This window comes from Brevundimonas sp. EU05-FHT14B11, from assembly GCF_058790835.1.
The window spans coordinates 411,162-432,208 of sequence record NZ_JBYTCY010000002.1; the positions used below are offsets into that span (position 1 = coordinate 411,162).

A 21,047-nucleotide genomic window follows, 5' to 3' on the forward strand; every position below is an offset into this window, starting at 1 on the left:
AACTTCTTCATGGAAACGACCAAAAAGGGCGGGATCGCTCTTCACTGGCTGATGCTGGCCGGCTTTGTGATCGGCCTGGCGGGCGGCCTGTGGGCCAATTTCGCCCTGCAGCCCACGGCGGACTGGTGGCCCGTGGTGATCGCCGGGACGATCGGCCAGATCTTCCTGAAGCTCCTCTTCATGATGGTCATTCCGTTGCTCTTCTCGGCCCTGGTGATCGGGGTGGCGGAGATGGGCGACCTGAAGTCCCTGGGGCGCGCGGGGATCAAGACCCTGCTGCTGACCATCATCGTCTCGGGCGTCGCGGTGGTGATCGGCCTGGGCATGGTGAACTACTTCCGTCCGGGTGAGGGCGTTCCGGCCGATCTGGCCAAGCAGCTGCTGGCGCAGGGCGCGCAGGGCGCCAGCGAGATCGTCGAGAAGGCCCAGGGCGGCGTCCAGTTCGATCAGTTCTTCCTCGACCTGATCCCGTCCAACGTCGTCACGGCGGCGGCCGAGAACCAGATTCTGCCGGTGATGATCTTCGCCCTGTTCTTCGGGATCGGGCTGGTCATGGCCAAGTCGCCCCAGACCGACAATCTGCAGCGGACCGTCGAGGGCCTGCTGGAGGTCACGATGAAGCTGATCAACCTCTTCATCAAACTGGCTCCCATCGCCATCGCCTGCCTGATGTTCAAGCTGGCGGCGGTGTTCGGCTGGGACCTGCTGGTCCGTCTGGCCGCCTATGTCGGCGTGGCCGTGGGCGCGATGGCGATCCACATGTTCGTGGTCTACCCGCTGGTCGTCTGGATCGGGGGCGGCATGAATCCGCTGAAATTCTTCCGCGGCATCCGTGAGCCGATGGTGGTGGCCTTCTCGACCGCCTCGTCCAACGCCTCCCTGCCGGTGTCGCTGCGCGCCGCCGAGGAGCAGCTGGGCCTGCCGCGCAAGATCGCCCGCTTCGTGCTGACCGTCGGCGCCACCGCCAACCAGAACGGCACCGCCTTGTTCGAGGGGGTGACGGTCCTGTTCCTGGCCCAGTTCTTCGGCGTCGAGCTGTCGCTGACCCAGCAGGTCGTCGTCATGCTGGTCTGCATCCTGGGCGGCGTCGGCACCGCGGGCGTGCCGGCCGGCTCGCTGCCGGTGGTCGCCATGATCCTGGCCATGGTCCATGTGCCGGTGGAGGGGATCGGCCTGATCCTCGGCGTCGACCGCTTCCTCGACATGTGCCGCACCACGCTGAACGTCACCGGCGACCTGGTGCTGGCCACGGTGGTGTCGCGCGGCGAGACCGACGACGTTGTCCCCGACGACGCGCCCGAGCCGGTGGCTCCGGGCGCCTAGAGCCTGATCCGTTGAGGAGGAATCGCTTCGCGATTCCGTCTAAAACGATCAGGCTCTAGGGGCCGGTGACGACGGGGCCGCCTTCGGGCGAGCCCCATTCGCTCCAGCTGCCGTCATAGAGCCGCGCCGAACGGCCCAGCTCGGTCAGGCCAAGGATCAGGATGGCGGCGGTGACGCCCGAGCCGCAGGTGGTGACGACCGGACGCTCGATGTCCACGCTCGCGTCACGGAAGGCGGCTTCCAGGGCGTCGCCGCGCTTCATCGTTCCGTCCGGGGTCAGCAGCGAGCCATAGGGCAGGTTCAGCGCGCCGGGCATGTGTCCGGGCCGCACCCCGGGCCGGGGTTCGGACGCCTCGCCCCGGAAGCGGGCGGCTCCCCGGGCGTCAACCACCTGGGTCCCGTCGTCCAGGGCGGTCCGCACATCCTCCAGCGCGGCGACGGCGGACGCTTCGAAATCCGGGCTGAACACGGCGAAGTCCGGCCGGGGCGGCAGCCCGTCCTCGACCGGCAGGTCCCGCGCCCGCCAGGCGGGCAGGCCGCCGTCCAGCACCCGCACGTCGCGGGCGCCCATGATCTTCAGCATCCACCAGACGCGCGCCGCCGAGAACAGGCCCGTCGTGTCGTAGACGACGATGCGGTTCCGGTCCGACAGGCCCAGCACGCCCGCCGAGGCCGCGAAGGCCGCGGGCGCGGGCAGGGTGTGGGGCAGGGGGCTGTCCGGGTCGGACACGGCGTCCAGGTCCAGGAAGACCGCGCCCGGAATGTGCGCCTGCGCGAAGTCCGCGCGGGCGTCCCGGCCGTCCAGATGCCAGCTGGCGTCCACGATGCGCAGGTTCGGATCGCCCAGGCGGGCGGCGAGGTCGTCGGCGGAGATCAGGGGGGAGGTCATGGGACCGCCTATGCGCCTGGCGTCAGGCCTTTGCCAGCGCCAGCTGGACCACGTCCGTCCGGCGCGAGCGGAAGCCCGCCTCGCAATAGGCCAGATAGAAGCGCCACAGCCGGCGGAACCGCTCGTCGAACCCGGCCATGCGGCCGACTTCGCCCCAGGCCGCCTGGAACCGCTCGTCCCACAGCTTCAGGGTCTCGGCGTAGTCGAGCCCGAAGCGTTCGATCGCCTGCCAGCCCAGGCCCGCCTGTTCGATCACCGGCTTCAGGCTGGCCTCGGAGGGCAGCATGCCGCCCGGGAAGACGTATTTCTGGATGAAGTCCGTCCGCTTGGCGTAGCCCCCGAACAGGGCGTCATCGATGGTGATGATCTGCAGGCCCGCCCGGCCACCGGGCGCGAGGACCTCGTGGATCTTGCCGAAATAGGCGGGCCAGTATTCCTGCCCCACGGCCTCGAACATCTCGATGGAGGCGACCCGGTCGAACTGCCCGCGCACGTCGCGATAGTCGATCAGCTGGATGTCGGCCTTGTCCGACAGGCCGGCGTCGAACAGCCGCTGCTTGGCGAAATCGTACTGCTGCTGCGAGATGGTGATGCCGGTGACCGTGGCGCCGACCTCGCGCGCGGCGAATTCGGCGAAGCCGCCCCAGCCGCAACCGATCTCCAGCACGCTCTGGCCGGACCGCAGATCCATCAGCCGGGCCAGGGCGGCGTATTTCTCGCGCTGCGCCGCTTCCAGGGCCATGTCGGGCGCCGCGAATCGGGCCGACGAATAGGTCATCGAGGGGTCCAGCCACGCGGCGTAGAAGGCGTTGCCCAGGTCGTAGTGGGCATGAATGTTCTTGCGCGAGCCCGAGCGGCTGTTGCGGTTCATCCGGTGCGACAGCCAGTTGACCGCCTTCATCACCGGATGCCCATCGAACAGGCGGCGGATGCTGTCGTAGTTGTGGGCCAGCACCTCCAGCAGGGGCGCCAGGTGCGGCGTCTCCCACTCGGCGGCCATGTAGCCCTCGGCGAAACCGATGTCCCCGCTCGCCAGTACGCGGCGAGCGAAACGGTAGTCGCGAATGTCGAGGACGGCCGAGGGGCCGGGCTGTTCGCCCTCCAGCCGGTGCGTCTCGCCATTGGGCAGCAGGACCGTCAGCCGTCCGAAGGTCCAGTTGGCGCTCAGAAGGCGCAGGAACAGCGCGAACCCGCGTGGGGTGCGGGCGGTGATCTGATGCAGATCGGTAGTGACCGACGTCATGACTGAAGATGTTGGGTGGCCGACCCCCGCGCGTCAATGGCCTGGATCGTCGTGACGGGCAGCCGTGATCGTCCGTAGGGCCTCGAGCGCGCGGTCGCGGGCCTCCGCATGATCAAGGATCGGTCGGGGATAGTCGTGGCCGAGCCGAAGACCGATCCCGCGCATGATTTCCGGCGGAGCGGTCCAGGGCGCATGCAGCCACTTGTCGGGAAGCGCCGCGATCTCGGGGACCCAGCGGCGGACATATTGTCCCTTGGCATCGAACTTCGTCCCCTGGGTCACCGGATTGAACACTCTGAAATACGGCGCCGCGTCCGCTCCGGATGCCGCAACCCACTGCCAATTCTGAACATTGCTTGCCAGATCAGCGTCAACGAGAGTGTCGCGGAACCAGGCTTCGCCTTTCCGCCAATCAATCAGAAGGTCTTTCACCAGGAACGAGGCGACGATCATCCGGACGCGATTGTGCATCCAGCCGGTGGTCCACAGCTGCCGCATCCCGGCATCGACGATCGGATAGCCGGTCCGGCCTCTCCGCCAGGCCTCAAGCCCCTCCGGATCGTCGCGCCACGGCATGGCGTCGTACTCGGGTCTGAACGCCGTGTCCGTCATCTGCGGGAAGTGGTGCAACAGATGTGCGGAGAAATCGCGCCAGCCCAGCTCGGCGGTGAATTTGTCCGCTTCCGATGACGGCGCGCGACCATCGGCGGCGGCGGCGCGAACCTGCTGGATCGCCCGCCATGGATGGATCTCGCCGAAGTGCAGATGCGGGGACAGGCGGCTGCAGCCGGGCGCCGCCGGATAGTCACGGTCACGACTGTAGGCTTTCAGCCCGCCGTTGACGAAAGTTGAGAGCGCCGCCGACGCTCCGGCCTCGCCCGGCGTCCAGTCGAAGCCCGTTGACCAATCCGGTTTCGAAGGATGCAAACCCCAGCCGTCCAGGGATTCGCTCTTGATCCAGGCGGGGGTGTCCAGACGGCGCGGACCGGTCGTGTGCGCCGGGGGTTCGGCAGCGGCGAGCAGGCTTTTCAGAAACGGCGTGAAGACCTTGTAGGGCGACCCTGATCCGTTCAGCACGCCTCCGGGGCGGCACATCAGCGTACCGTTCCAGCCCCGCACCTCGACGTTTTCGGCCTTGAGCGAATGGGCGATATCCGCGTCGCGGGCGAACAGTTCAGGCTCGAACCGGCGGTTCAGGAAAACGGCTCCGGCGCCGGTTTCTCCGATCAGCCGACGCAGCTCGGCTTCCGAATCACCCGACCGCAGGATCAGTCTCGAACCCCGCGTCTGCAGGCTTTCGTCGAGGGCCCGCAGGGACTTGTCCAGCCACCAGAGCGACGCCGCCCCGCCCCGGTCCTGAACCGGGCCCCCATCGTGGATATAGAGCGGAATGACCGGCGCGCCGGTCTCCGCGGCGTGATTGAGGGCTGGATTGTCGGCCAGTCGAAGGTCGCGGCGAAACCAGAGGATCACGGGTGTCGGTCTGGTGGTCATGCGGTCGGCCTCCGTGGTAGCTTGCGAACCTCAACATCGAACGCCACCTGATCGCCGCATAGGTGCGGCAAGGGCCGTGCGTCGCCAAGCCGCTTCTTCGGGAATTCGCCGTGTCCAAGCCCAACGCCGTCATCGACATCAAGGGCGTCGCCCGTCCCGTCAGCATCGGCGGCAATCAGCGCATCGTCTTCATCGCCGGCCCCTGCCAGCTGGAGAGCCGCGATCACGCGCTGGAGATGGCGCATGCGCTCAAGGAGATCGGCGAGCGGCTGAACGTCGGCATCATCTACAAGACCAGCTTCGATAAGGCGAACCGCACCAGCGCCACCGCCGCGCGCGGTTTCGGCCTGGAGGGCTCGCTGCCGATCTTCGCTGAAATCCGCGAGAGCGTCGGCCTGCCGGTCCTGACCGATGTCCACACCGAGGAGCATTGCCGCATCGCCGCCGAGGTCGTCGATGTGCTGCAAATCCCGGCCTTCCTGAGCCGCCAGACCGACCTGCTGCTGGCCGCCGCCGCCACCGGCAAGGTCATCAACATCAAGAAGGGCCAGTTCCTGGCCCCGTGGGACATGAAGAACGTCATCGCCAAGGTCGTCGGCGCGGGCAATCCGAACGTCATGGCCTGCGAGCGCGGCGCCAGCTTCGGCTACAACACCCTGGTCAGCGATATGCGCGCCTTGCCGATCCTGCGCGAGATCGGCTGTCCGGTCGTCTTCGACGCCACCCATTCGGTCCAGCAGCCGGGCGGGCAGGGCACGTCGTCGGGCGGCCAGCGCGAGTTCGTGCCGGTCCTCGCCCGCGCCGCCGTGGCCGTCGGCGTCGACGCCGTCTTCATGGAAACCCACCAGGATCCGGACAACGCCCCCTCGGACGGCCCGAACATGGTGCCGCTGAACGAGTTCGAAGCCCTGGCCGCCGACCTGATCGCCTACGACGACCTGTCGAAGGCGCGCATGGCGAAGGTCGCGTGAATCCGATAGTTCGGTCGCATGGCTGAACGCACGCTCGATCTTGGGGAACTGCAGGCGCTTCTGGAGCGCGTGCGCGGGCTGAAGGTCGCTTGCGTCGGCGACCTGATGCTGGACCGCTACGTCTATGGCGAGGTCAGCCGTATCTCGCCCGAGGCGCCGATCCCGGTGCTCAAGACCAAACGGCGCATCGCCATGCCGGGCGGGGTGGGTAATGTCGCCCGCAACGTCGCCGCGCTGGGCGGGGTCGCCCGTCTCGGCGCGGTGGCCGGTCAGGATCCCGCCGGCGACGAACTGGCCGCGCTGATCGCGGCCGAGGACGGCATCGAGGACGCGATCGAGCGCCGCGCCGGCTCGGCCACCATCGTCAAGACCCGCTTCGTCGCCGCCGGCCAGCAACTGCTGCGGCTCGACGAGGAGGCGGCGCCTTTGATGGCGACAGAAAGCGAAGCTTTTACAGGAGCATCTGTCTATCTGTTGTCAGACTACGCCAAGGGCGCGGTAAGCGATTTGCTGATCGCCCAGGCGCTTTCGGCGGCCCGTGACAGCGGCGCGCCGGTGATCGTGGATCCCAAGGGTCGCGACTTCGCCCGCTATGGCGCGGTCGACCTGATCAAGCCCAACGCCAGCGAACTGGCCGGCGCCACCGGCCTGCCGGTCGACACCGACGCCGAGGTCGAGGCGGCGCTGACGGCCCTGCTGGACGCGACCACGGCCCGGGCCATCGTCGTCACCCGCGCCGGCAAGGGCATGAGTCTGATGAGGCGCGGCGGCGCGGCGAAGCATTTCCCCGGCCGCGCGCGCGAGGTGTTCGATGTCTCGGGCGCCGGCGACACCGGCCTGGCGGCGCTGGGGCTCGCCCTGGGCGCGGGCGTGTCGCTGGAGACGGCGGTCGAGTTCGCCATCCTCGCCTCGGGCGTGGTGGTCGGCAAGGCGGGCACCGCCGTGGTCAGCCCGGCCGAGCTGATCGACGCCGAGATGAGCCAGCACGCCTCGGGCGCCCACGCCAAGGTCATGCCGCTGGAGGAACTGGCGCACGTGGTCGAGGGCTGGAAGCGTCAGGGTCTGAGGGTCGGTTTCACCAACGGCTGTTTCGACATCCTGCACCGCGGCCACGTCGCCTATCTGGCGCAGGCCCGGTCGTGGTGCGACCGGCTGGTGGTGGCGCTGAACACCGACGCCTCGGTGCGCGCGCTCAAGGGCGAGGGCCGGCCGATCAACGATCTGGACAGCCGCGCCGTGGTCATCGGCGGCCTGCAGTCCGTGGACCGCGTCACCAGCTTCGACGAGTCCACGCCGCTGGCCCTGATCGAACGCTTGCGTCCCGACGTCCTGATCAAGGGCGCGGACTACACCCGCGAGGGCGTAGTCGGCGGCGATCTGGTCGAGAGCTGGGGCGGCGAGGTCAGGCTGGCCACGTTCGAGGACGGCTATTCCACCACCCGCACGATTGAAAAGATGAAGGCTGACTGATGGCGCGTCGGATGATCGTGGTGACCGGCGGCGCGGGCTTCATCGGCTCCAACATCGTCGCGCGCCTGTGCGCCGACGACCGCCGCGACATCGTCGTCTGCGACCGTATGGAAGAGGCGGCGCTGGGCAAGTGGAAGAACCTGGCCAAGCACCCGATCGCCGACTTCTGGCAGCCCGAGGAGCTGTTCGAACAGCTGGAGCGCCACGCGGACGCCGTCGAGGCCGTGGTCCACATGGGCGCCATCTCCTCGACGACCGAGGCCGACGCCGACCTGATCATGCGCACCAACTTCAGCCTGTCCCGCGACCTGTGGGACTGGTGCGCCCTGCGCGACGCGCGGCTGATCTACGCCTCCTCGGCGGCCACCTACGGCGACGGCGAGGGCGGGTTCGAGGACGATGATAGCCTTGAGGGTTTGTCTGCACTCAAGCCACTAAACGCCTACGGCTATTCGAAAATGCTGTTCGACCAGTATGCGGCGCGGCAGTCGGATCGCGGCCAGTCGCCGAGCCAGTGGGCGGGGCTGAAATTTTTCAACGTCTACGGCCCCAACGAGTACCACAAGGGCGGCATGAAGTCGGTCGTGGCCCAGATCTGGCCCAAGGTGCAGGCCGGAGAGCCGGTCACCCTGTTCCGCTCGCACAATCCGAACTACGCCGACGGCGGCCAACTGCGTGACTTCGTCTTCGTGGACGATGTGGTCGACATCATCGCCTGGCTGCTGGACACGCCGCACGTCTCGGGCGTGTTCAACGCCGGTTCGGGCCAGGCCCGCTCCTTCCTCGACCTGGCCAACGCCACCTTCGCGGCGGCGGGCAAGACGCCGGCGGTCGAGTATGTCGACACCCCGCTGTCGATCCGCGACAAGTATCAGTACTTCACCGAGGCCCGGATGGAGCGCGTCCGCGCCGCCGGCTACAGCGGCCAGTCGACGCCGCTGGAGGAGGGGGTCCGCCGCTATGTGCAGGACTTCCTGATGCAGCCGGACGCCTACCGGTGAGCGGTCGCGGGCCGACATTGCGCCAGTGTGTCGGCTATCTCGGCATCGGCTTCGTCGTCCTCATCGTCATCGCGCTCGTCGTCTTCCGTGGCGATATCCTGAAGGCGGGACTGGACCCCAAGGTGCCGTTCCAGACCTATGCGCCGCCGCCCGCGCCCGACTATCGCGCGCCCGCCGCCTGGGCCCTGCTGGAGGCGCGCGCGCCGGAGTCCGGGCCCGCGGCGGTCTTCTTCGTCCACTCCACCACCTATGACGGCGGCCGCGACTGGAACGGTCCGATCGGTGAGCCGCGCGGCGAACGCTGGCTGAAGGAGGTGGTCCTGCCCAACTACGCCGGGCCGTTCGCGCGCGCCGGCGCCGTCAGCGCGCCGCGCTACCGGCAGGGCAGCCTCTACACCCGCCTGACGCTGCGGGAGGACGCCCGCGAGGCTCGGGCCTTCGCCTATGTCGACGTGGCCGCGGCCTTTGAGGCCTGGCTGAAGCATCATCCTGCGGGGCCGCTGGTGCTGGCCGGGACCGAGCAGGGCGGCGAGCTGGTCGAACGGTTGGTGCGCGAGCGCGTGGCCGGAGACGCCGCGCTGCGCTCGCGCGTCGTCGCCGTCTATCTGATGGATGTGATCGCCGCGGCGGACGCCCTGTCGCCCGCCGTGCCGGCCTGCGCCCGCCGGGATCAGGTCGGCTGCATCGTCGGCTGGTCGCCGGTCGGCGAGAACAACGACGGCGCGGCGCGGCGCCGCCTGAACCGGGCCCTGGTCTGGGACGGGCGGGGCCGGCTGATCACCCTGGACGGCCGCCCGGCCCTTTGCGTCAACCCGATCACCGGCTCGACCGACCTGGCGCCGGTCGCCGCCCGGGCCCAGCGCGGCGTGACCAACGCCACCGGGCTGGAATGGGGCGCCCGCCCGGCCCTGATGGCGCGCGAAGTGGCCGCCCAGTGCCGCGAGGGCCTGCTGCGCCACACCGAGCCCAAGCTGGAGTCGCTGAAGCTGACCGGAAGCTGGGCGGACCGCAGAAAGTCTCGCCCGTACAATCTCTTCTACGGTGATGTTGAGGCGGACGTTCTGACGCGGCTGGCCGTCTGGCAGATGGCCCACCGGGTGAGCTAGTCCAGGCCGGACCGGTCGTTGCGCCAGTCGAACAGGGCCTCCAGCACCTTCACCGCCTCCCCGCGGGGCGACAGCAGGTCCGGGTCGCGGCCCAGCACCAGCCGCGCGTCGTCCGCCGCCGCAAGCATCAGCGAGCGATGCCGGATCGGATCGGCGAACCGATAGGCCGGGAAGCCGCTTTGCTTGAGTCCCAGCGGATCGCCGCCGCCGCGCAGCCGGAAATCCTCCTCGGCGATCTCGAACCCGTCCTCGGTGCGGCGCAGGGTCTCCAGCCGGGTCTTGGCCGTCTCTCCCAGTCCGTCGTCCCCGCCGCCGTACAGCAGCAGGCAGGTGCTCGCCTTGGACCCCCGTCCGACCCGGCCCCGAAGCTGGTGCAGCTGGGCCAGGCCGAAGCGGTCGGCGTGTTCGATGACCATGATCGAGGCGTTGGGCACGTCGACCCCGACCTCGACGACCGTGGTGGCGACCAGCAGGGGCGTGCGCCCGTCGGCGAAGTCGGCCATCACCGCCTCGCGCTCCGCGCCCGGCATCTGGCCGTGGGCCAGGCCCACCTCGATCTGCAGGATGCGGCGCAGGTCGGCGGCGCGGGCCTCGGCGGCGGCCAGATCGCTGGCCTCGCTCTCGGCCACCAGCGGACAGATCCAGTAGGCCTGCGCCCCGGAATCCAGCGCCGCCTTCAACCGCTTGGCCACCTCGCCGATGCGCGCCAGCGGCAGGACGGCGGTCGTCACCGGCGTTCGGCCCGGCGGCTTTTCGGTCAGGCGCGACACGTCCAGTTCGCCGTACTGGGTCAGCTCCAGGGTGCGCGGGATCGGCGTGGCCGACATGGTCAGCAGGTGGACGCCGCCGGTGCGCGGATCACCCTTGGCCTGCAGCCGCTGGCGCTCGTTGACCCCGAACCGGTGCTGCTCGTCGATCACCGCCAGCGCCAGCCGGTCAAAGCGCACGGCGTCCTGGAACAGGGCATGGGTGCCGATGGCCACCTTCGCTTCGCCTGAGGCCAGGGCGGCCAGGCGCGGACGGCGCTCGGCGGGGGTGTCGCGTCCGGTCAGCAGCACCGTCGGGACCCCGGCGGCCTCCAGCATCGGCGCCAGCCGCTGATAGTGCTGGCGGGCCAGGATCTCGGTCGGCGCCATCAGCGCGGCCTGGAAGCCGGACGCGGCCGCATCGGCCAGCGCCAGCGCCGCCACCGCCGTCTTGCCCGAGCCCACGTCGCCCTGCAGCAGCCGGCCCATCTGCTCGCCCGAGGCCAGGTCGCGGCGGATCTCGGCCACCGCCTGCGCTTGCGCGCCCGTCAGGGTGAAGGGCAGGGCGGCCAGCAGCCGTTCCGACGCCTCGCCCGGCGCGACGACGGGCGCGGGCGTGATCTGCCGCGCCCGTCGGCGCCGGGCCAGGGCCAGCTGGTGCGCGAACAGCTCGTCATAGGCCAGCCGCTCACGGGCCGGGGCGCCCGGGTCCAGGTCCGCTTCGCCGGTGGGCGCGTGCAGTCGTCCGATGGCCTCGCGCCAGCCGCTCCAGCGTTGCTTGGCCAGCCAGGCCGGGTCCTGCCATTCCGGCAGGTCCGGCGCCGAGGCCATCGCCGCCTGCACCAGCTTGCGCACCACGCGCGAAGTCAGGCCCTGCGTCGCCGGATAGACCGGCTCGACCGCCGCGATCTCATCGGCCTCGGTCGGCTTGAACACGTCCGGATGGACGATCTGGACCTCGTTGTTGAATCGTTCGACCTTGCCCGTGACCAGCCGCGTCTCGCCGCGCGGCAGCAGCCGGTCGATATGCTGGCCCGAGCCGCCGAACCAGATCAGGTGGACGAAGCCGGTTCCGTCGATGGCGCGCACCTTGATCGGCGCGCCGGGCTTGCCGGGCAGGATCAGCCGGTCGATCGTGACCTCGAAGATCCCGACCTGTCCCTCGACCGCGTCGATCGCCGTCATCGGGCGGCGGACCACCACTCCGGACGGCGGCAGGAACAGCAGGTCGCGGACCAGCGGCCCGGCCAGCTTCTGGACGAGCGGCAGCACCTTGGGCCCCACGCCCTTCAGGGTGGAGACCTCGGCGAACAGCGGAAAGAGAATCTGGGGCCGCATACGCCTCAGCATAGTTGGCGAAACGGCCTCTGGAACGCTATCTGCTGCGTCCTGTTTGAAGATATGGACCGGGCAAGGATTCTTGTGGCCGATACGAACGCGCGTCTGAACGAAGCCCAACGGACCCGGCTGGGCCGCATCGCCTTCCGGGCGTGGCGGCGCGGCTTCCGTGAGGCCGACCTGGTGCTGGGCCCGTTCGCCGACCAGGTGGGGCCGACGCTGACCGAGGCCGAACTGGATCTGTTCGAGGCCCTGCTGATGGAGGACGACGACCATGCCCTCTACGCCTGGATCATCCAGACCGCCCCCACGCCTGAAAAGTATGACGGAAGCCTGATGACGAAGATCCGCGCCTTCATGGCCGCGCACGTCGCCGCCGAAGTCGCCAAGGGCGCCGGTTGATGGACGCCGTGATCCCCAAACGCAGCGATCAGGAGCTGGGCGGCGCCCCTGAGGGCCTCGACGCCCTGACCGTGGCCGGACGCCTGCGCGCCGACGGCGGCGTCGGCCTGTTCGTGGCCCGCGACTACGCCCGCATGGGCGAGTTCGTTCAGGCCTTCCGCTTCTTCGCCGGCGACATCGAGGTGGTGGAGTTCCCCGCCTGGGACTGCCTGCCTTACGACCGGCTCAGCCCGACCTCTTCGGTCTCGGCCGAGCGGATGGCCGCCTTGACCAAGCTGGCCGGCCGCGACGCCGGCGACCGCCGCCCGACCCTGGTCGTCACCACCGTCGGCGGCGTCACCCAGCGCACCCCGCCGCGCGAGATCACCTGCGGCGCGGGCTTCGAGGCCACCGTCGGCCTCGACCTCGATACGGCGGCGCTGGAGCGCTATTTCGCGGCCAACGGCTACCTGCGCGCCTCCACCGTGTCCGAACGGGGCGAGTTCGCCGTGCGCGGCGGCGTGGTTGACGTGTATCCGCCGGGCTTCGAGGAGCCGGTGCGCCTGGACATGTTCGGCTCCGAGCTGGAATCGATCCGCACCTTCGACCCGGCCACCCAGCGCTCGACCGGCCAGATGCGCCACGTCTCGCTGGCCCCGGTGTCCGAGGCCCTTCTGACGCCGGAAGCCATCTCGCGCTTCCGCACCGGCTATCTGAACCTGTTCGGCGCCGGCGGCGACGACCCCCTCTATGTGGCGGTCAGCGAGGGCGCACGGCGTCAGGGCATGGAGCACTGGCTGCCCCTGTTCTACGAGCGGCTCGAGACCCTGTTCGACTATCTGCCGGACGACGCCCCGGTCTTCCTCGACAACCAGGCCGAGGCCGCGCGGGCCGAGCGCTGGACCCTGACCGCCGACGCCTGGGAAGCGCGCCGCGACGCCTCGCGCAGCAAGGGTGGGGCCGCCAACAGGGCCCTGCCGCCCGAGCGCCTCTATCTGCCGGACGCCGACTGGAACAGCGCGCTGGCGGGCCGCACCGTGCGCCGGCTGTCCCCCTTCGCCGCCGCCGGCGAGGATGCGGGCGGCCGCCTGGGCCGCAGCTTCGCGGCTGAGCGGGCGCAGGACAGCATCAATCTTTTTGAGGCCGTCGCCCGCCACGCCCAGGCGCTGAAGGACGGCGGCAAGCGCGTCCTGTTCGCCTCCTGGACCGAGGGCTCGTCCGAACGCCTGGCCTCCATGCTGGCCGACCACGGGCTGGAGCACGTCGTCGCCGTGCGCGACTGGGCCGACGTCCAGAAGGCGCCGGACGGCCTCTACCTGCGCGGCGTCCTGCCGGTCGAACACGGCTTCGAGACGGACGCCATCGCCGTCATCTCCGAGACCGACATCCTCGGCGATCGACTGGCGCGGCCGCGCAAGAAGCGCCGGGCCTCCAACTTCCTGGCCGAGGCTTCGGCCCTGACCACGGGCGACCTCGTCGTCCACCTCGACCACGGCATCGGCCGCTACGAGGGGCTGAAGACGCTGGAGATCCAGGACGCCCCGCACGACTGTCTGGAGCTGATGTACGCGGGCGAGAGCAAGCTCTACCTGCCGGTCGAGAACATCGACCTGCTGACCCGCTACGGCTCGGACACCGACGGCGCCCAGCTGGACCGGCTGGGGGGCGCGGGCTGGCAGGCGCGCAAGGCCAAGGCCAAGCAGCGCCTGCGCGACATGGCCGAAGGGCTCATCGCCCTGGCCGCCAAGCGCGCCCTGCGCACCTCCGAGGCCATCACCCCGCCGCAGGGCCTGTTCGACGAATTCTGCGCCCGCTTCCCCTATGAAGAGACGGACGACCAGCTCAACGCCATCGGCGACGTGCTGGAGGATCTGGGCAAGGGCACGCCGATGGATCGCCTGATCTGCGGCGACGTCGGCTTCGGCAAGACCGAGGTGGCCCTGCGCGCCGCCTTCGTGGTGGCCATGAGCGGCCAGCAGGTCGCGGTCGTCTGCCCGACGACCCTACTGGCCCGCCAGCACTTCAAGACCTTCTCGGAGCGGTTCGCCGGCTGGCCGATCACCGTGCGCCACCTGTCTCGCATGGTCACCGCCAAGGACGCGTCGGAAACCCGCGCGGGCCTGAAGGACGGGACCTTCGAGATCGTCGTCGGCACCCATGCGGTGCTCAGCGAACAGGTCGGGTTCAAGGACCTGGGCCTGGTGATCGTCGACGAGGAGCAGCACTTCGGGGTCAAGCACAAGGAGAAGCTCAAGTCGCTTCGCGCCGACGTGCACCTGCTGACCCTGACCGCCACCCCGATCCCGCGCACCCTGCAGATGGCCCTGTCGGGCATCCGCGAGATGTCGATCATCGCTACCCCGCCGGTCGATCGCCTGGCGGTGCGCACCTACGTCACGCCGTGGGATCCGGTGCTGGTCCGCGAAGCCCTGCTGCGCGAGAAATACCGCGGCGGCCAGGCCTACTATGTCGTGCCGCGCCTCAACGACCTGCCGGACATCGAGAAATTCCTGCGTGAGCAGGTGCCGGAGATCAAGTTCGTGGTCGGCCACGGCCAGATGTCGCCGACCCGGCTCGAGGAGGTGATGAGCGCCTTCTATGACGGCACTTACGACCTGCTGCTGTCGACCACGATCGTTGAGTCCGGACTTGATGTTCCGACAGCCAACACCTTGATCGTGCACAGGGCGGACATGTTCGGCCTGGCCCAGCTTCACCAGATCCGCGGCCGCATCGGCCGGGCCAAGGCGCGCGCCTTCGCCTATCTGACCACGGACGCCAGGAAGCCGCTGTCCCTGTCGTCGGAGCGCCGTCTGCAGGTGCTGCAGTCGCTGGACAACCTCGGCGCCGGCTTCCAGCTGGCCAGCCATGACCTGGACCAGCGCGGCGGCGGCAATCTGCTGGGCGACGAACAGTCGGGCCACATCCGCGAGGTCGGCGTCGAACTCTACCAGCAGATGCTGGAGGACGCCGTGGCCTCCCTGCGTGAAGCGGGCGAAGAGGTCGTCGACCGCGGCTGGTCTCCGGCCATCAATGTCGGCGCGGCTGTTTTGATTCCAGAGGATTACGTCCCTGATCTCAACGTTCGTCTCAGCCTGTATCGCCGTCTGTCGGACGCCGAGAACACCGAGGGCCGCGAGGCCCTGGCCGCCGAACTGATCGACCGCTTCGGCCCGCTGCCGGATGAGGCCAAGCAACTGCTGCGCATCGTCGGCATCAAGGCGAACTGCAAGATCGCCCATGTCGAACGCATCGATGTCGGGCCCAAGGGCGCCGTTCTGACCTTGAGGAATGGGAGTTTCCCGAACCCGATGGGTCTGGTCGGCCTGATCCAGAAGAACCACGCCTTCTGGAAGATCCGGCCCGACCAGAAGATCGTCGTGAAGGGCGATTGGGACACCGCCGAGGACCGGCTGAAGGTCGCCGAGCGCATCACCGCCGATCTGGCCCGGGTGGCGGGGGCGGCGTGACCGTGCGGGTGCGCGAGGCGACGGACGCCGACTGGCCGGCCATCTGGCCGATCGTCGAGGCCGTGGTGCGCGCGGGCGAGACCTACACCTACCCGCGCGACCTGACCGAGGCCGCCGGCCGGGCGATCTGGATGCAGACGCCGCCGGGCGTGACGCTGGTGGCGCTGGACGACGACGGCCGCGTTTTGGGAACGGCTAAGACCGGCCCCAACCAGATGGGGCCCGGCGCGCACGTGGCGACGGCCAGCTTCATGACCGCGCCCGAGGCCCGGGGACGGGGCGTCGGACGTGCGCTCGGCGAGGCGGTGATCGCGCATGCGAGCCGCAAGGGATTTCGCGCCATGCAGTTCAACGCCGTCGTCGAGGCGAACCACGGCGCGGTCCGCCTGTGGCGGGCGCTCGGCTTCGAAATCCTCGCCACCATCCCGGAGGCGTTCGATCATCCGACGGAAGGCCTCGTCGGTCTGCATGTCATGCATCGGCGGCTCTGACCGCCGGTCAGTCCGGCCGGTCGATGCGGTACAGGACGTGCGGGCGCAGCGGATGGCCGACGGGGACCGTGTCGTCCTCGAAGGCGGCGTCGGCGATCTCGGTCATTCCCGACTTCACCATGGCGCGGCGGGACGGCGTGTTGACGGCGGAGGTGTAGCCGATCACCGCGGTCGCGCCGAGCGCGGTCCAGGCGTGGTCGAACACGGCCTTCGAGATTTCGCCCGCATAGCCCTGGCCCCAGACGGCGCGGTCCAGGATCCAGCCGATCTCCAGCGGCCAGGCCCGCAGGGCGGCGGGCTCGGGCCGTGACAGGCCCGCGCCGCCGATCAGGACGCCGTCCGCCCTGCGCTCGACGGCCACGAAGCCGAAGCCGTCGCGCGCCAGGTCCCGGATCGCCTGATCGATCAGGTCGTCGGTCTCCGTCCGGTCCAGGACGGCCGGATAGTAGAAGCGCCGGATCTCCGGGTCGGCGTTGATCGCCGCGAAGGGCGCGCGGTCCCGATCCTCCCAGGGGCGCAGCAGCAACCGGTCGGTCTGCAGCCTCACCTCAACAGCCGGGGGCCTGGGTTTCGAACCGCTCGTCCCACCAGGCCTGCCAACGGGCCTGGAGGTCCGCGCGCGCGGCTTCGGACAGGTCGTAGGTCGTCAGGGTCAGCATGGTGAAGCCGTTCGGCTTCTTCTGGGTCGCGGGTTCGTCCACGACGACCAGAAGCCCGTCGCCCCAGGCGTCGACGGAGACGCCCAGCTGGTGGCGGGCGACGAACCACACCTGGCCCGAGGCGGCGTCCGGACCCAGCGGGCCTGACCACGGCTCGCCCGGCGCCGGCGCGGCGTCGAGGCCCAGCAGGGAGCGGCCCAGCCGGTCCGCGCGCGGGGCGCCCGAGAAGAAGATCGTGCGGCGTGGCTCCAGGTCGTGCCGGGCGAAGGCGAAGGCCAGCTGCCAGGTGAAGGAAATCCACCCCTCGATCATGCCGTCGAAGACGTCCGACCAGGACCCGGCGGGCGCGGACCGGACCACCCGGACGACGCTGGCGTCGCCGCGGGCTTCGACCTCATAGCGGTCATTGACGCCGACGAAGGTCACGGTCCGCGTCGCTTCGTCCGCCGCGGCGTGAGTGACGAAGATGAAGTCGATCTCGTCCTTCAGCCCGTCGGTCTCCCAGCCGAACCAGTGCTTGATCTTCTGCGGATCGCGCATGGCCGCCCAGACGGCGTCGGCGGGGGCGGGCACGGTGACTTCGACCAGGACGCGGTCTTCCATGGGCTGTTCGGTCATGGCGGTCAGTTCCTTGTGGGGGCGGGTTTGACGACGGCCGGATGGGCCGCGGCGGTCAGGCGGTAACGGCGACCCCCGGGGGCCGAATACTGGCGGGCGAGCCTGGCCACGGCGTCGGCGACGTCGCGGGAGAAGGCGTCGAAATCGGCGGGCGCGGCGAAGCTCATGTCGGCCTCGACCGTCAGGGTCAGCAGGCGCGATCCTTCCACGTCGGCGGCCTCGCGCATCCGGGCCACGTCCCGGACCATGGCCGAGGCCGTATTGATCAGGTGGCCGGCGGCGTGGCGGTCCTGCGCCTCGATCGCGTCCGGGTCGGGCAGGGCCTGCAGCAGGGCGGGGTCCAGCACATAGTTTTCGGCGGCCACGAACAGCCGTTCGGTGAAGCCGCGCTTCTTGCGCTCGCCCGCCAGCCGGACCAGGCCCGCGTCCTCCAGCGCCTTCAGGTGGTAGCCGATCTTCTGGCGCGGCATCTCAAGCCGCTCCGCCAGCCCGGCGGCCGAGGCGGGCTCGACCAGCGACGCCAGGATGCGGCGCCGGATCGGCGCCAGCGCCAGATGGGCGGCGTCCAGATCGTCGAGCAGGGAGGATGGCCGGGGCGTCATGCCCCGAACCTGCATTAGACAAATAAAGTTGTCAAATTAGCGTTGGGAAACGCCCACGTCGGCAGAGGCGCGCTCCAGCACCACGGCGGGGGACTCGCCCGGCATGACCTCGGCCACCCCGACCTCGAACTCGACCACGAAGGGCGAGCGGTCGGGACCGGCGTCGAAGGCGGTGCAGCTGATCACCGCCGCGATGCGGTCGGCGGCGATGCGGGCGGCCGGGCCCCGGGTGGCGGGCAGGGCCAGGGCGAAGACGTCGGCCGACAGGCGCGCGGCGGTGTCCTCGGTGCGGATCAGGCGAGAGACCATGGCCCCGATCTGGGGCAGGGCGCGGTCCAGCCAGCCGCCCTCGCGGGCGCTGACCACGGCCTCGGTCTCGGCCACCCGCAGGACGGCGACGGACAGCGGGCGGCGGCGCATGCGCGCGCCCTCGGCCACCCGCGCTAGGTGGCTGGCGAACAGTTCACGGGTGAACAGGCCGGTCGAGGGGTCGGTCAGGCCCGAGCCCCGCGCGCTCTCCAGCGCCCGGCGGATGGCGACATGGCGGCGGTGCGCCCGCGCCAGCGCCACGATCCGGCTGGCCGTCTCCTCCTCGGGCGTGTCGGCGGCGGCTACGTCGGCGAAGCCGCGATTGTACAGCTCGGCCAGATTGATCTCGCCGGAGCCGCGCAGATAGAGCACCGCGGGCACGTGATACAGGCGGGTGTTGCGCTTCATGCCCGAGGCGATGGACAGGGCCGGGGCGTGGTCCTCGGCGCCCCACAGCACGGCGGCGTCGAACGGGCGCTCATGCAGATAGTCGAAGGCGGTGTAGGGCGTCGGCGCGGCCACGACATCGCAGCCCAGCGCCGTCAGGGCGTTGGACAGGGCCAGGAAATACCGGTCCGGCTTGCCCGCCGCCAGCACGCGCAGCGGCGTGGCCTCGATCTCGGCCAGGGCCAGGGGCTCGCCGCGGGCGGCGAAGGTGGCCTCACGCAGGCTGACCTCTTCCTCGGCGATGGCGGTGCGCACCAGGTTTTCCAGCCGCAGGGCCGCCTGGGCCGCGTGCGGCGCGTGCGACATGGAGATATCGGACAGGCCCGGCTCCCAGTCGGCGGTCGCCGCGCCGATGGCCATCACCGGCAAACGGCGCGGCGAGACGGTCTGGCGCATGGCCCGGACGCCTTCCTGGGCGTCTGTCAGCGAGGCGTCCAGGATGACGGCCTCCAGCGGCCAGTCGATCAGCACCTGAACGGCGCCGGCCAGGGAGCGGGCGGTGACGGTGCGCCAGCCGAGGGCGTCCAGCCCCTGACACAGGGGGCCGACCAGGCCGTCGTCGGGTGCGACGACCAGAATGCGCGGATCAGATGCCAACGGATGGACTCTCCGGACCGCCTCCAACCCCCGGGGCGATCTCATTGGCGGGGACCATAGCGATGACCCCCGTCGGGAAGCAACGGGCGAGACAGCGGATTCTCCCCGCGCCCGTTCGCCCCGTTCCCATGTGGCCGAATTGAGGTAAACGTCGTCCCTTGGGCGGCTACGGGTACGGGTTTGCAGGCGAAATCTGAAATGGACGCGGCGGTGCGCTGGGCGACGCCGATGCTGTGGGGACGGCTCGCGGTCCGGGCCTTCACGCGCAGCTGGGGCCGCGACGTCATGCTCTACACGGGCGGGGTGTCCTTCTTCGCCCTGCTGGCCGTCTTCCCCGCCATCGCCATCCTGATCGGCTTCTACAAGGTCGTGCTGTCGATCGGCCAGGTCAGCGAGCAGGCCGCGGCCCTGGCCGACGTCATGCCCCATGCGGCCCGCGCCATCTTCCAGCAGGAGATCGAGCGGCTGGCCAGCGCCTCGGCCCGCACCGTCTCGGCGCAAAGCTTCTTCGCCCTCGTCATCGGCGGGTACGCCGCCCACCGCGGCTTCAAGGCCCTGCTGGCGGGCCTCAACCTGATCCACGACGAGACCGAGCCGCACGGCTTCTTCAAGTTCAATCTGCTGGCCTTCTTCGTGGCCCTGTTCGCCTTCGCCCTGTTCACCGTGGTGTCGGGCGCGGTCGTGACCTCGCGCCTGCTGGAGCACACCGGGCCGGGCGCGGCGCCGACCGGCGGCGGATGGCTGTCGCTTGATGGATTGTGGCCCGCCGTCGGCCTCGCGATCGGCCTGACCATGCTCTACCGCTACGCCATGTCCCACCGCACGCCGGTGGCCTGGGCGCCGTCGATCGCAGGCGGGCTGGTGGCGACGGTCATGTCGACCATCTCGTCCTGGCTGTGCGCCATCTATGTCGAGCAGATCGCGCCGCTGGGCGCGACCTACGGCTCGGTCGGCGCCGTCGTGGTGCTGCTGATCTGGCTGTCGTGGAACGTCAATGCCATCTTCTACGGCGGCGCCTTCACCACCGAGATGGAGATCGCCGCCCGCTCCATGGGCGCGCCGGACCTGGAGCCGGAGGGCGAGACCTCCGAGACCGTGGTCAGCCTGTCGGAGCGCCGGGCGTCTCGACCGCGATAGTCAGGACGCCGTCCGCCTCATCGATCGACACCACCCGCCCGCCGAGGTCCTGCATCAGGAAGGGCACGTCGATGCGCGCCATCGGATCGGTGGCCAGCAGGGTGATCCGGGTCCCCGGCGCCGCCGCGTGGAACGCCTTCTGAAGCTTCAGGCTGGGGGTCGGGCAGCGGTGGCCGCGCGCATCGACGACGGTCATGCGCCGATCCGGTCCAGCAGCAGGCCCAGCGCCACGCGCACGCTCTCCAGCCGCACCGCCTCGCGCCCGATGTCGCCGAAGCGGCGCTCGGCATGGATCACGCCCGCTGGTCCGGCGGCGGCGAAATGCACCAGTCCGACCGGCTTGTCGTCTGATCCGCCGCCCGGCCCGGCGATGCCGGTGACCGCCACCGACACCTGCGCCCGCGACCGCGCCACGGCGCCCGCGGCCATGGCCCGGGCCACCGGCTCGGACACCGCGCCATGGGCCTCGATCAGGGCGGCCGGCACGGCGACGAGATCGCTCTTGGCCTCGTTGCTGTACGTCACGAAGCCCCGGTCCACGACCGCCGACGATCCGGCGATGGCCGTCAGCGCCCCGGCGACCAGGCCGCCCGTGCAGCTTTCGGCCGTGGCGGCCATCAGCCCCCTGGCGGCGGCCTCGGTAATCACCTGTTGAGCAAGGGCGGCGATATCGTCGGGGAACATCAGGGCTTTCCGAAGCGGCGGCGAGTCGGGCTAGGGTGACCCGCGTCATACGGGCGCCAGCATACGGGGCG

Annotated in this window: 19 protein-coding genes; 9 read left to right on the top strand and 10 right to left on the bottom strand. The window is 70.0% G+C overall.

Features of this window, described 5'->3' with window-relative positions; all coding sequences use genetic code 11:
• The first annotated feature begins 9 nt into the window (after positions 1–9).
• Positions 10–1,323, top strand: coding sequence for a dicarboxylate/amino acid:cation symporter (locus AC3WRV_RS09490; RefSeq protein WP_291832441.1), 1,314 nt, complete (start codon positions 10–12; stop codon positions 1,321–1,323).
• Between the two features lie 55 nt (positions 1,324–1,378).
• On the opposite strand, the gene sseA is transcribed toward AC3WRV_RS09490, so the two are convergent.
• The 3 genes from sseA to AC3WRV_RS09505 are packed head-to-tail and all read right to left on the bottom strand — an operon-like array spanning position 1,379 to position 4,949.
• Positions 1,379–2,212, bottom strand: coding sequence for a 3-mercaptopyruvate sulfurtransferase (gene sseA / locus AC3WRV_RS09495; RefSeq protein WP_492313045.1), 834 nt, complete (start codon positions 2,210–2,212; stop codon positions 1,379–1,381).
• Between the two features lie 22 nt (positions 2,213–2,234).
• Positions 2,235–3,455, bottom strand: coding sequence for an SAM-dependent methyltransferase (locus tag AC3WRV_RS09500; protein WP_291832439.1), 1,221 nt, complete (start codon positions 3,453–3,455; stop codon positions 2,235–2,237).
• A gap of 33 nt (positions 3,456–3,488) precedes the next feature.
• Positions 3,489–4,949, bottom strand: coding sequence for a cryptochrome/photolyase family protein (locus tag AC3WRV_RS09505; protein ID WP_492313046.1), 1,461 nt, complete (start codon positions 4,947–4,949; stop codon positions 3,489–3,491).
• A 110-nt stretch (positions 4,950–5,059) separates the two neighbouring features.
• Here AC3WRV_RS09505 and kdsA point away from each other — a divergent pair, with 110 nt between their 5' ends.
• From kdsA to AC3WRV_RS09525, 4 genes are read left to right on the top strand one after another with little or no spacing between them, the layout of a single operon-like run.
• Complete coding sequence (gene kdsA, locus AC3WRV_RS09510) at positions 5,060–5,920, top strand: 3-deoxy-8-phosphooctulonate synthase (RefSeq protein ID WP_291832437.1); 861 nt, start codon at positions 5,060–5,062, stop codon at positions 5,918–5,920.
• A gap of 18 nt (positions 5,921–5,938) precedes the next feature.
• Positions 5,939–7,390: a D-glycero-beta-D-manno-heptose 1-phosphate adenylyltransferase gene (rfaE2, locus tag AC3WRV_RS09515; protein WP_492313047.1), complete on the top strand. Its 1,452-nt coding sequence runs from the start codon at positions 5,939–5,941 to the stop codon at positions 7,388–7,390.
• Positions 7,390–8,391, top strand: coding sequence for an ADP-glyceromanno-heptose 6-epimerase (rfaD, locus tag AC3WRV_RS09520; protein ID WP_492313048.1), 1,002 nt, complete (start codon positions 7,390–7,392; stop codon positions 8,389–8,391). Before rfaE2 ends, rfaD begins: the two co-directional genes overlap by 1 nt.
• Positions 8,388–9,497, top strand: a complete 1,110-nt coding sequence (locus AC3WRV_RS09525; RefSeq protein ID WP_492313049.1) for a DUF3089 domain-containing protein — start codon at positions 8,388–8,390, stop codon at positions 9,495–9,497. Before rfaD ends, AC3WRV_RS09525 begins: the two co-directional genes overlap by 4 nt.
• Here AC3WRV_RS09525 and recG read toward each other — a convergent pair.
• Complete coding sequence (gene recG, locus AC3WRV_RS09530) at positions 9,494–11,581, bottom strand: ATP-dependent DNA helicase RecG (RefSeq protein ID WP_492313050.1); 2,088 nt, start codon at positions 11,579–11,581, stop codon at positions 9,494–9,496. The genes AC3WRV_RS09525 and recG overlap by 4 nt on opposite strands.
• Positions 11,582–11,665: 84 nt before the next feature.
• Here recG and AC3WRV_RS09535 point away from each other — a divergent pair, with 84 nt between their 5' ends.
• Genes AC3WRV_RS09535 through AC3WRV_RS09545 form a run of 3 tightly spaced genes read left to right on the top strand, consistent with a single transcriptional unit; the run spans position 11,666 to position 15,923 of the window.
• Positions 11,666–11,983, top strand: a complete 318-nt coding sequence (locus tag AC3WRV_RS09535; RefSeq protein ID WP_291832429.1) for an FAD assembly factor SdhE — start codon at positions 11,666–11,668, stop codon at positions 11,981–11,983.
• Positions 11,983–15,432, top strand: a complete 3,450-nt coding sequence (mfd, locus tag AC3WRV_RS09540) for a transcription-repair coupling factor (RefSeq protein ID WP_492313051.1) — start codon at positions 11,983–11,985, stop codon at positions 15,430–15,432. The genes AC3WRV_RS09535 and mfd overlap by 1 nt, the downstream gene beginning before the upstream one ends.
• Complete coding sequence (locus AC3WRV_RS09545) at positions 15,429–15,923, top strand: GNAT family N-acetyltransferase (RefSeq protein WP_492313052.1); 495 nt, start codon at positions 15,429–15,431, stop codon at positions 15,921–15,923. Before mfd ends, AC3WRV_RS09545 begins: the two co-directional genes overlap by 4 nt.
• Before the next feature lie 7 nt (positions 15,924–15,930).
• On the opposite strand, the gene AC3WRV_RS09550 is transcribed toward AC3WRV_RS09545, so the two are convergent.
• Genes AC3WRV_RS09550 through AC3WRV_RS09565 form a run of 4 tightly spaced genes read right to left on the bottom strand, consistent with a single transcriptional unit; the run spans position 15,931 to position 19,155 of the window.
• Entirely contained in the window at positions 15,931–16,470 is a 540-nt protein-coding gene (locus AC3WRV_RS09550) for a GNAT family N-acetyltransferase (protein ID WP_492313053.1), read from the bottom strand.
• A 1-nt stretch (position 16,471) separates the two neighbouring features.
• On the bottom strand, positions 16,472–17,200 hold the full coding sequence (locus AC3WRV_RS09555) for a hypothetical protein (protein WP_492313054.1): 729 nt from the start codon (positions 17,198–17,200) through the stop codon (positions 16,472–16,474).
• Positions 17,201–17,205: 5 nt separating this feature from the next.
• Entirely contained in the window at positions 17,206–17,802 is a 597-nt protein-coding gene (locus AC3WRV_RS09560) for an ArsR/SmtB family transcription factor (protein ID WP_492313055.1), read from the bottom strand.
• 36 nt (positions 17,803–17,838) lie between these two features.
• The gene (locus AC3WRV_RS09565) at positions 17,839–19,155 is read right to left on the bottom strand and encodes a diguanylate cyclase domain-containing protein (protein WP_492313056.1); all 1,317 of its coding nucleotides are present in this window, start codon (positions 19,153–19,155) and stop codon (positions 17,839–17,841) included.
• 198 nt (positions 19,156–19,353) lie between these two features.
• On the opposite strand from AC3WRV_RS09565, the gene AC3WRV_RS09570 reads away from it, so the two are divergent.
• A complete protein-coding gene (locus AC3WRV_RS09570) occupies positions 19,354–20,292 on the top strand; it encodes a YihY/virulence factor BrkB family protein (RefSeq protein ID WP_291832414.1) in 939 nt (312 codons plus the stop codon).
• Here AC3WRV_RS09570 and AC3WRV_RS09575 read toward each other — a convergent pair.
• Positions 20,255–20,488 (bottom strand): sulfurtransferase TusA family protein, encoded by a 234-nt coding sequence (locus tag AC3WRV_RS09575; RefSeq protein WP_291832412.1) that lies wholly within the window; start codon positions 20,486–20,488, stop codon positions 20,255–20,257. The two genes, AC3WRV_RS09570 and AC3WRV_RS09575, sit on opposite strands and share 38 nt — an antisense overlap.
• Entirely contained in the window at positions 20,485–20,976 is a 492-nt protein-coding gene (locus AC3WRV_RS09580; RefSeq protein ID WP_291832410.1) for a CinA family protein, read from the bottom strand. The genes AC3WRV_RS09575 and AC3WRV_RS09580 overlap by 4 nt, the downstream gene beginning before the upstream one ends.
• Positions 20,977–21,047: the final 71 nt, after the last annotated feature.

What these genes read in the sequence shown, in the direction of transcription:
- AC3WRV_RS09490 (WP_291832441.1), top strand. Translation starts at nt 10, where the DNA reads ATGGAAACGACCAAAAAGGGCGGGATCGCTCTTCACTGGCTGATGCTG.
- sseA (WP_492313045.1), bottom strand. Translation starts at nt 2,212, where the DNA reads ATGACCTCCCCCCTGATCTCCGCCGACGACCTCGCCGCCCGCCTGGGC.
- AC3WRV_RS09500 (WP_291832439.1), bottom strand. Translation starts at nt 3,455, where the DNA reads ATGACGTCGGTCACTACCGATCTGCATCAGATCACCGCCCGCACCCCA.
- AC3WRV_RS09505 (WP_492313046.1), bottom strand. Translation starts at nt 4,949, where the DNA reads ATGACCACCAGACCGACACCCGTGATCCTCTGGTTTCGCCGCGACCTT.
- rfaE2 (WP_492313047.1), top strand. Translation starts at nt 5,939, where the DNA reads ATGGCTGAACGCACGCTCGATCTTGGGGAACTGCAGGCGCTTCTGGAG.
- rfaD (WP_492313048.1), top strand. Translation starts at nt 7,390, where the DNA reads ATGGCGCGTCGGATGATCGTGGTGACCGGCGGCGCGGGCTTCATCGGC.
- recG (WP_492313050.1), bottom strand. Translation starts at nt 11,581, where the DNA reads ATGCGGCCCCAGATTCTCTTTCCGCTGTTCGCCGAGGTCTCCACCCTG.
- mfd (WP_492313051.1), top strand. Translation starts at nt 11,983, where the DNA reads ATGGACGCCGTGATCCCCAAACGCAGCGATCAGGAGCTGGGCGGCGCC.
- AC3WRV_RS09555 (WP_492313054.1), bottom strand. Translation starts at nt 17,200, where the DNA reads ATGACCGAACAGCCCATGGAAGACCGCGTCCTGGTCGAAGTCACCGTG.
- AC3WRV_RS09560 (WP_492313055.1), bottom strand. Translation starts at nt 17,802, where the DNA reads ATGACGCCCCGGCCATCCTCCCTGCTCGACGATCTGGACGCCGCCCAT.
- AC3WRV_RS09570 (WP_291832414.1), top strand. Translation starts at nt 19,354, where the DNA reads ATGGACGCGGCGGTGCGCTGGGCGACGCCGATGCTGTGGGGACGGCTC.
- AC3WRV_RS09575 (WP_291832412.1), bottom strand. Translation starts at nt 20,488, where the DNA reads ATGACCGTCGTCGATGCGCGCGGCCACCGCTGCCCGACCCCCAGCCTG.
- AC3WRV_RS09580 (WP_291832410.1), bottom strand. Translation starts at nt 20,976, where the DNA reads ATGTTCCCCGACGATATCGCCGCCCTTGCTCAACAGGTGATTACCGAG.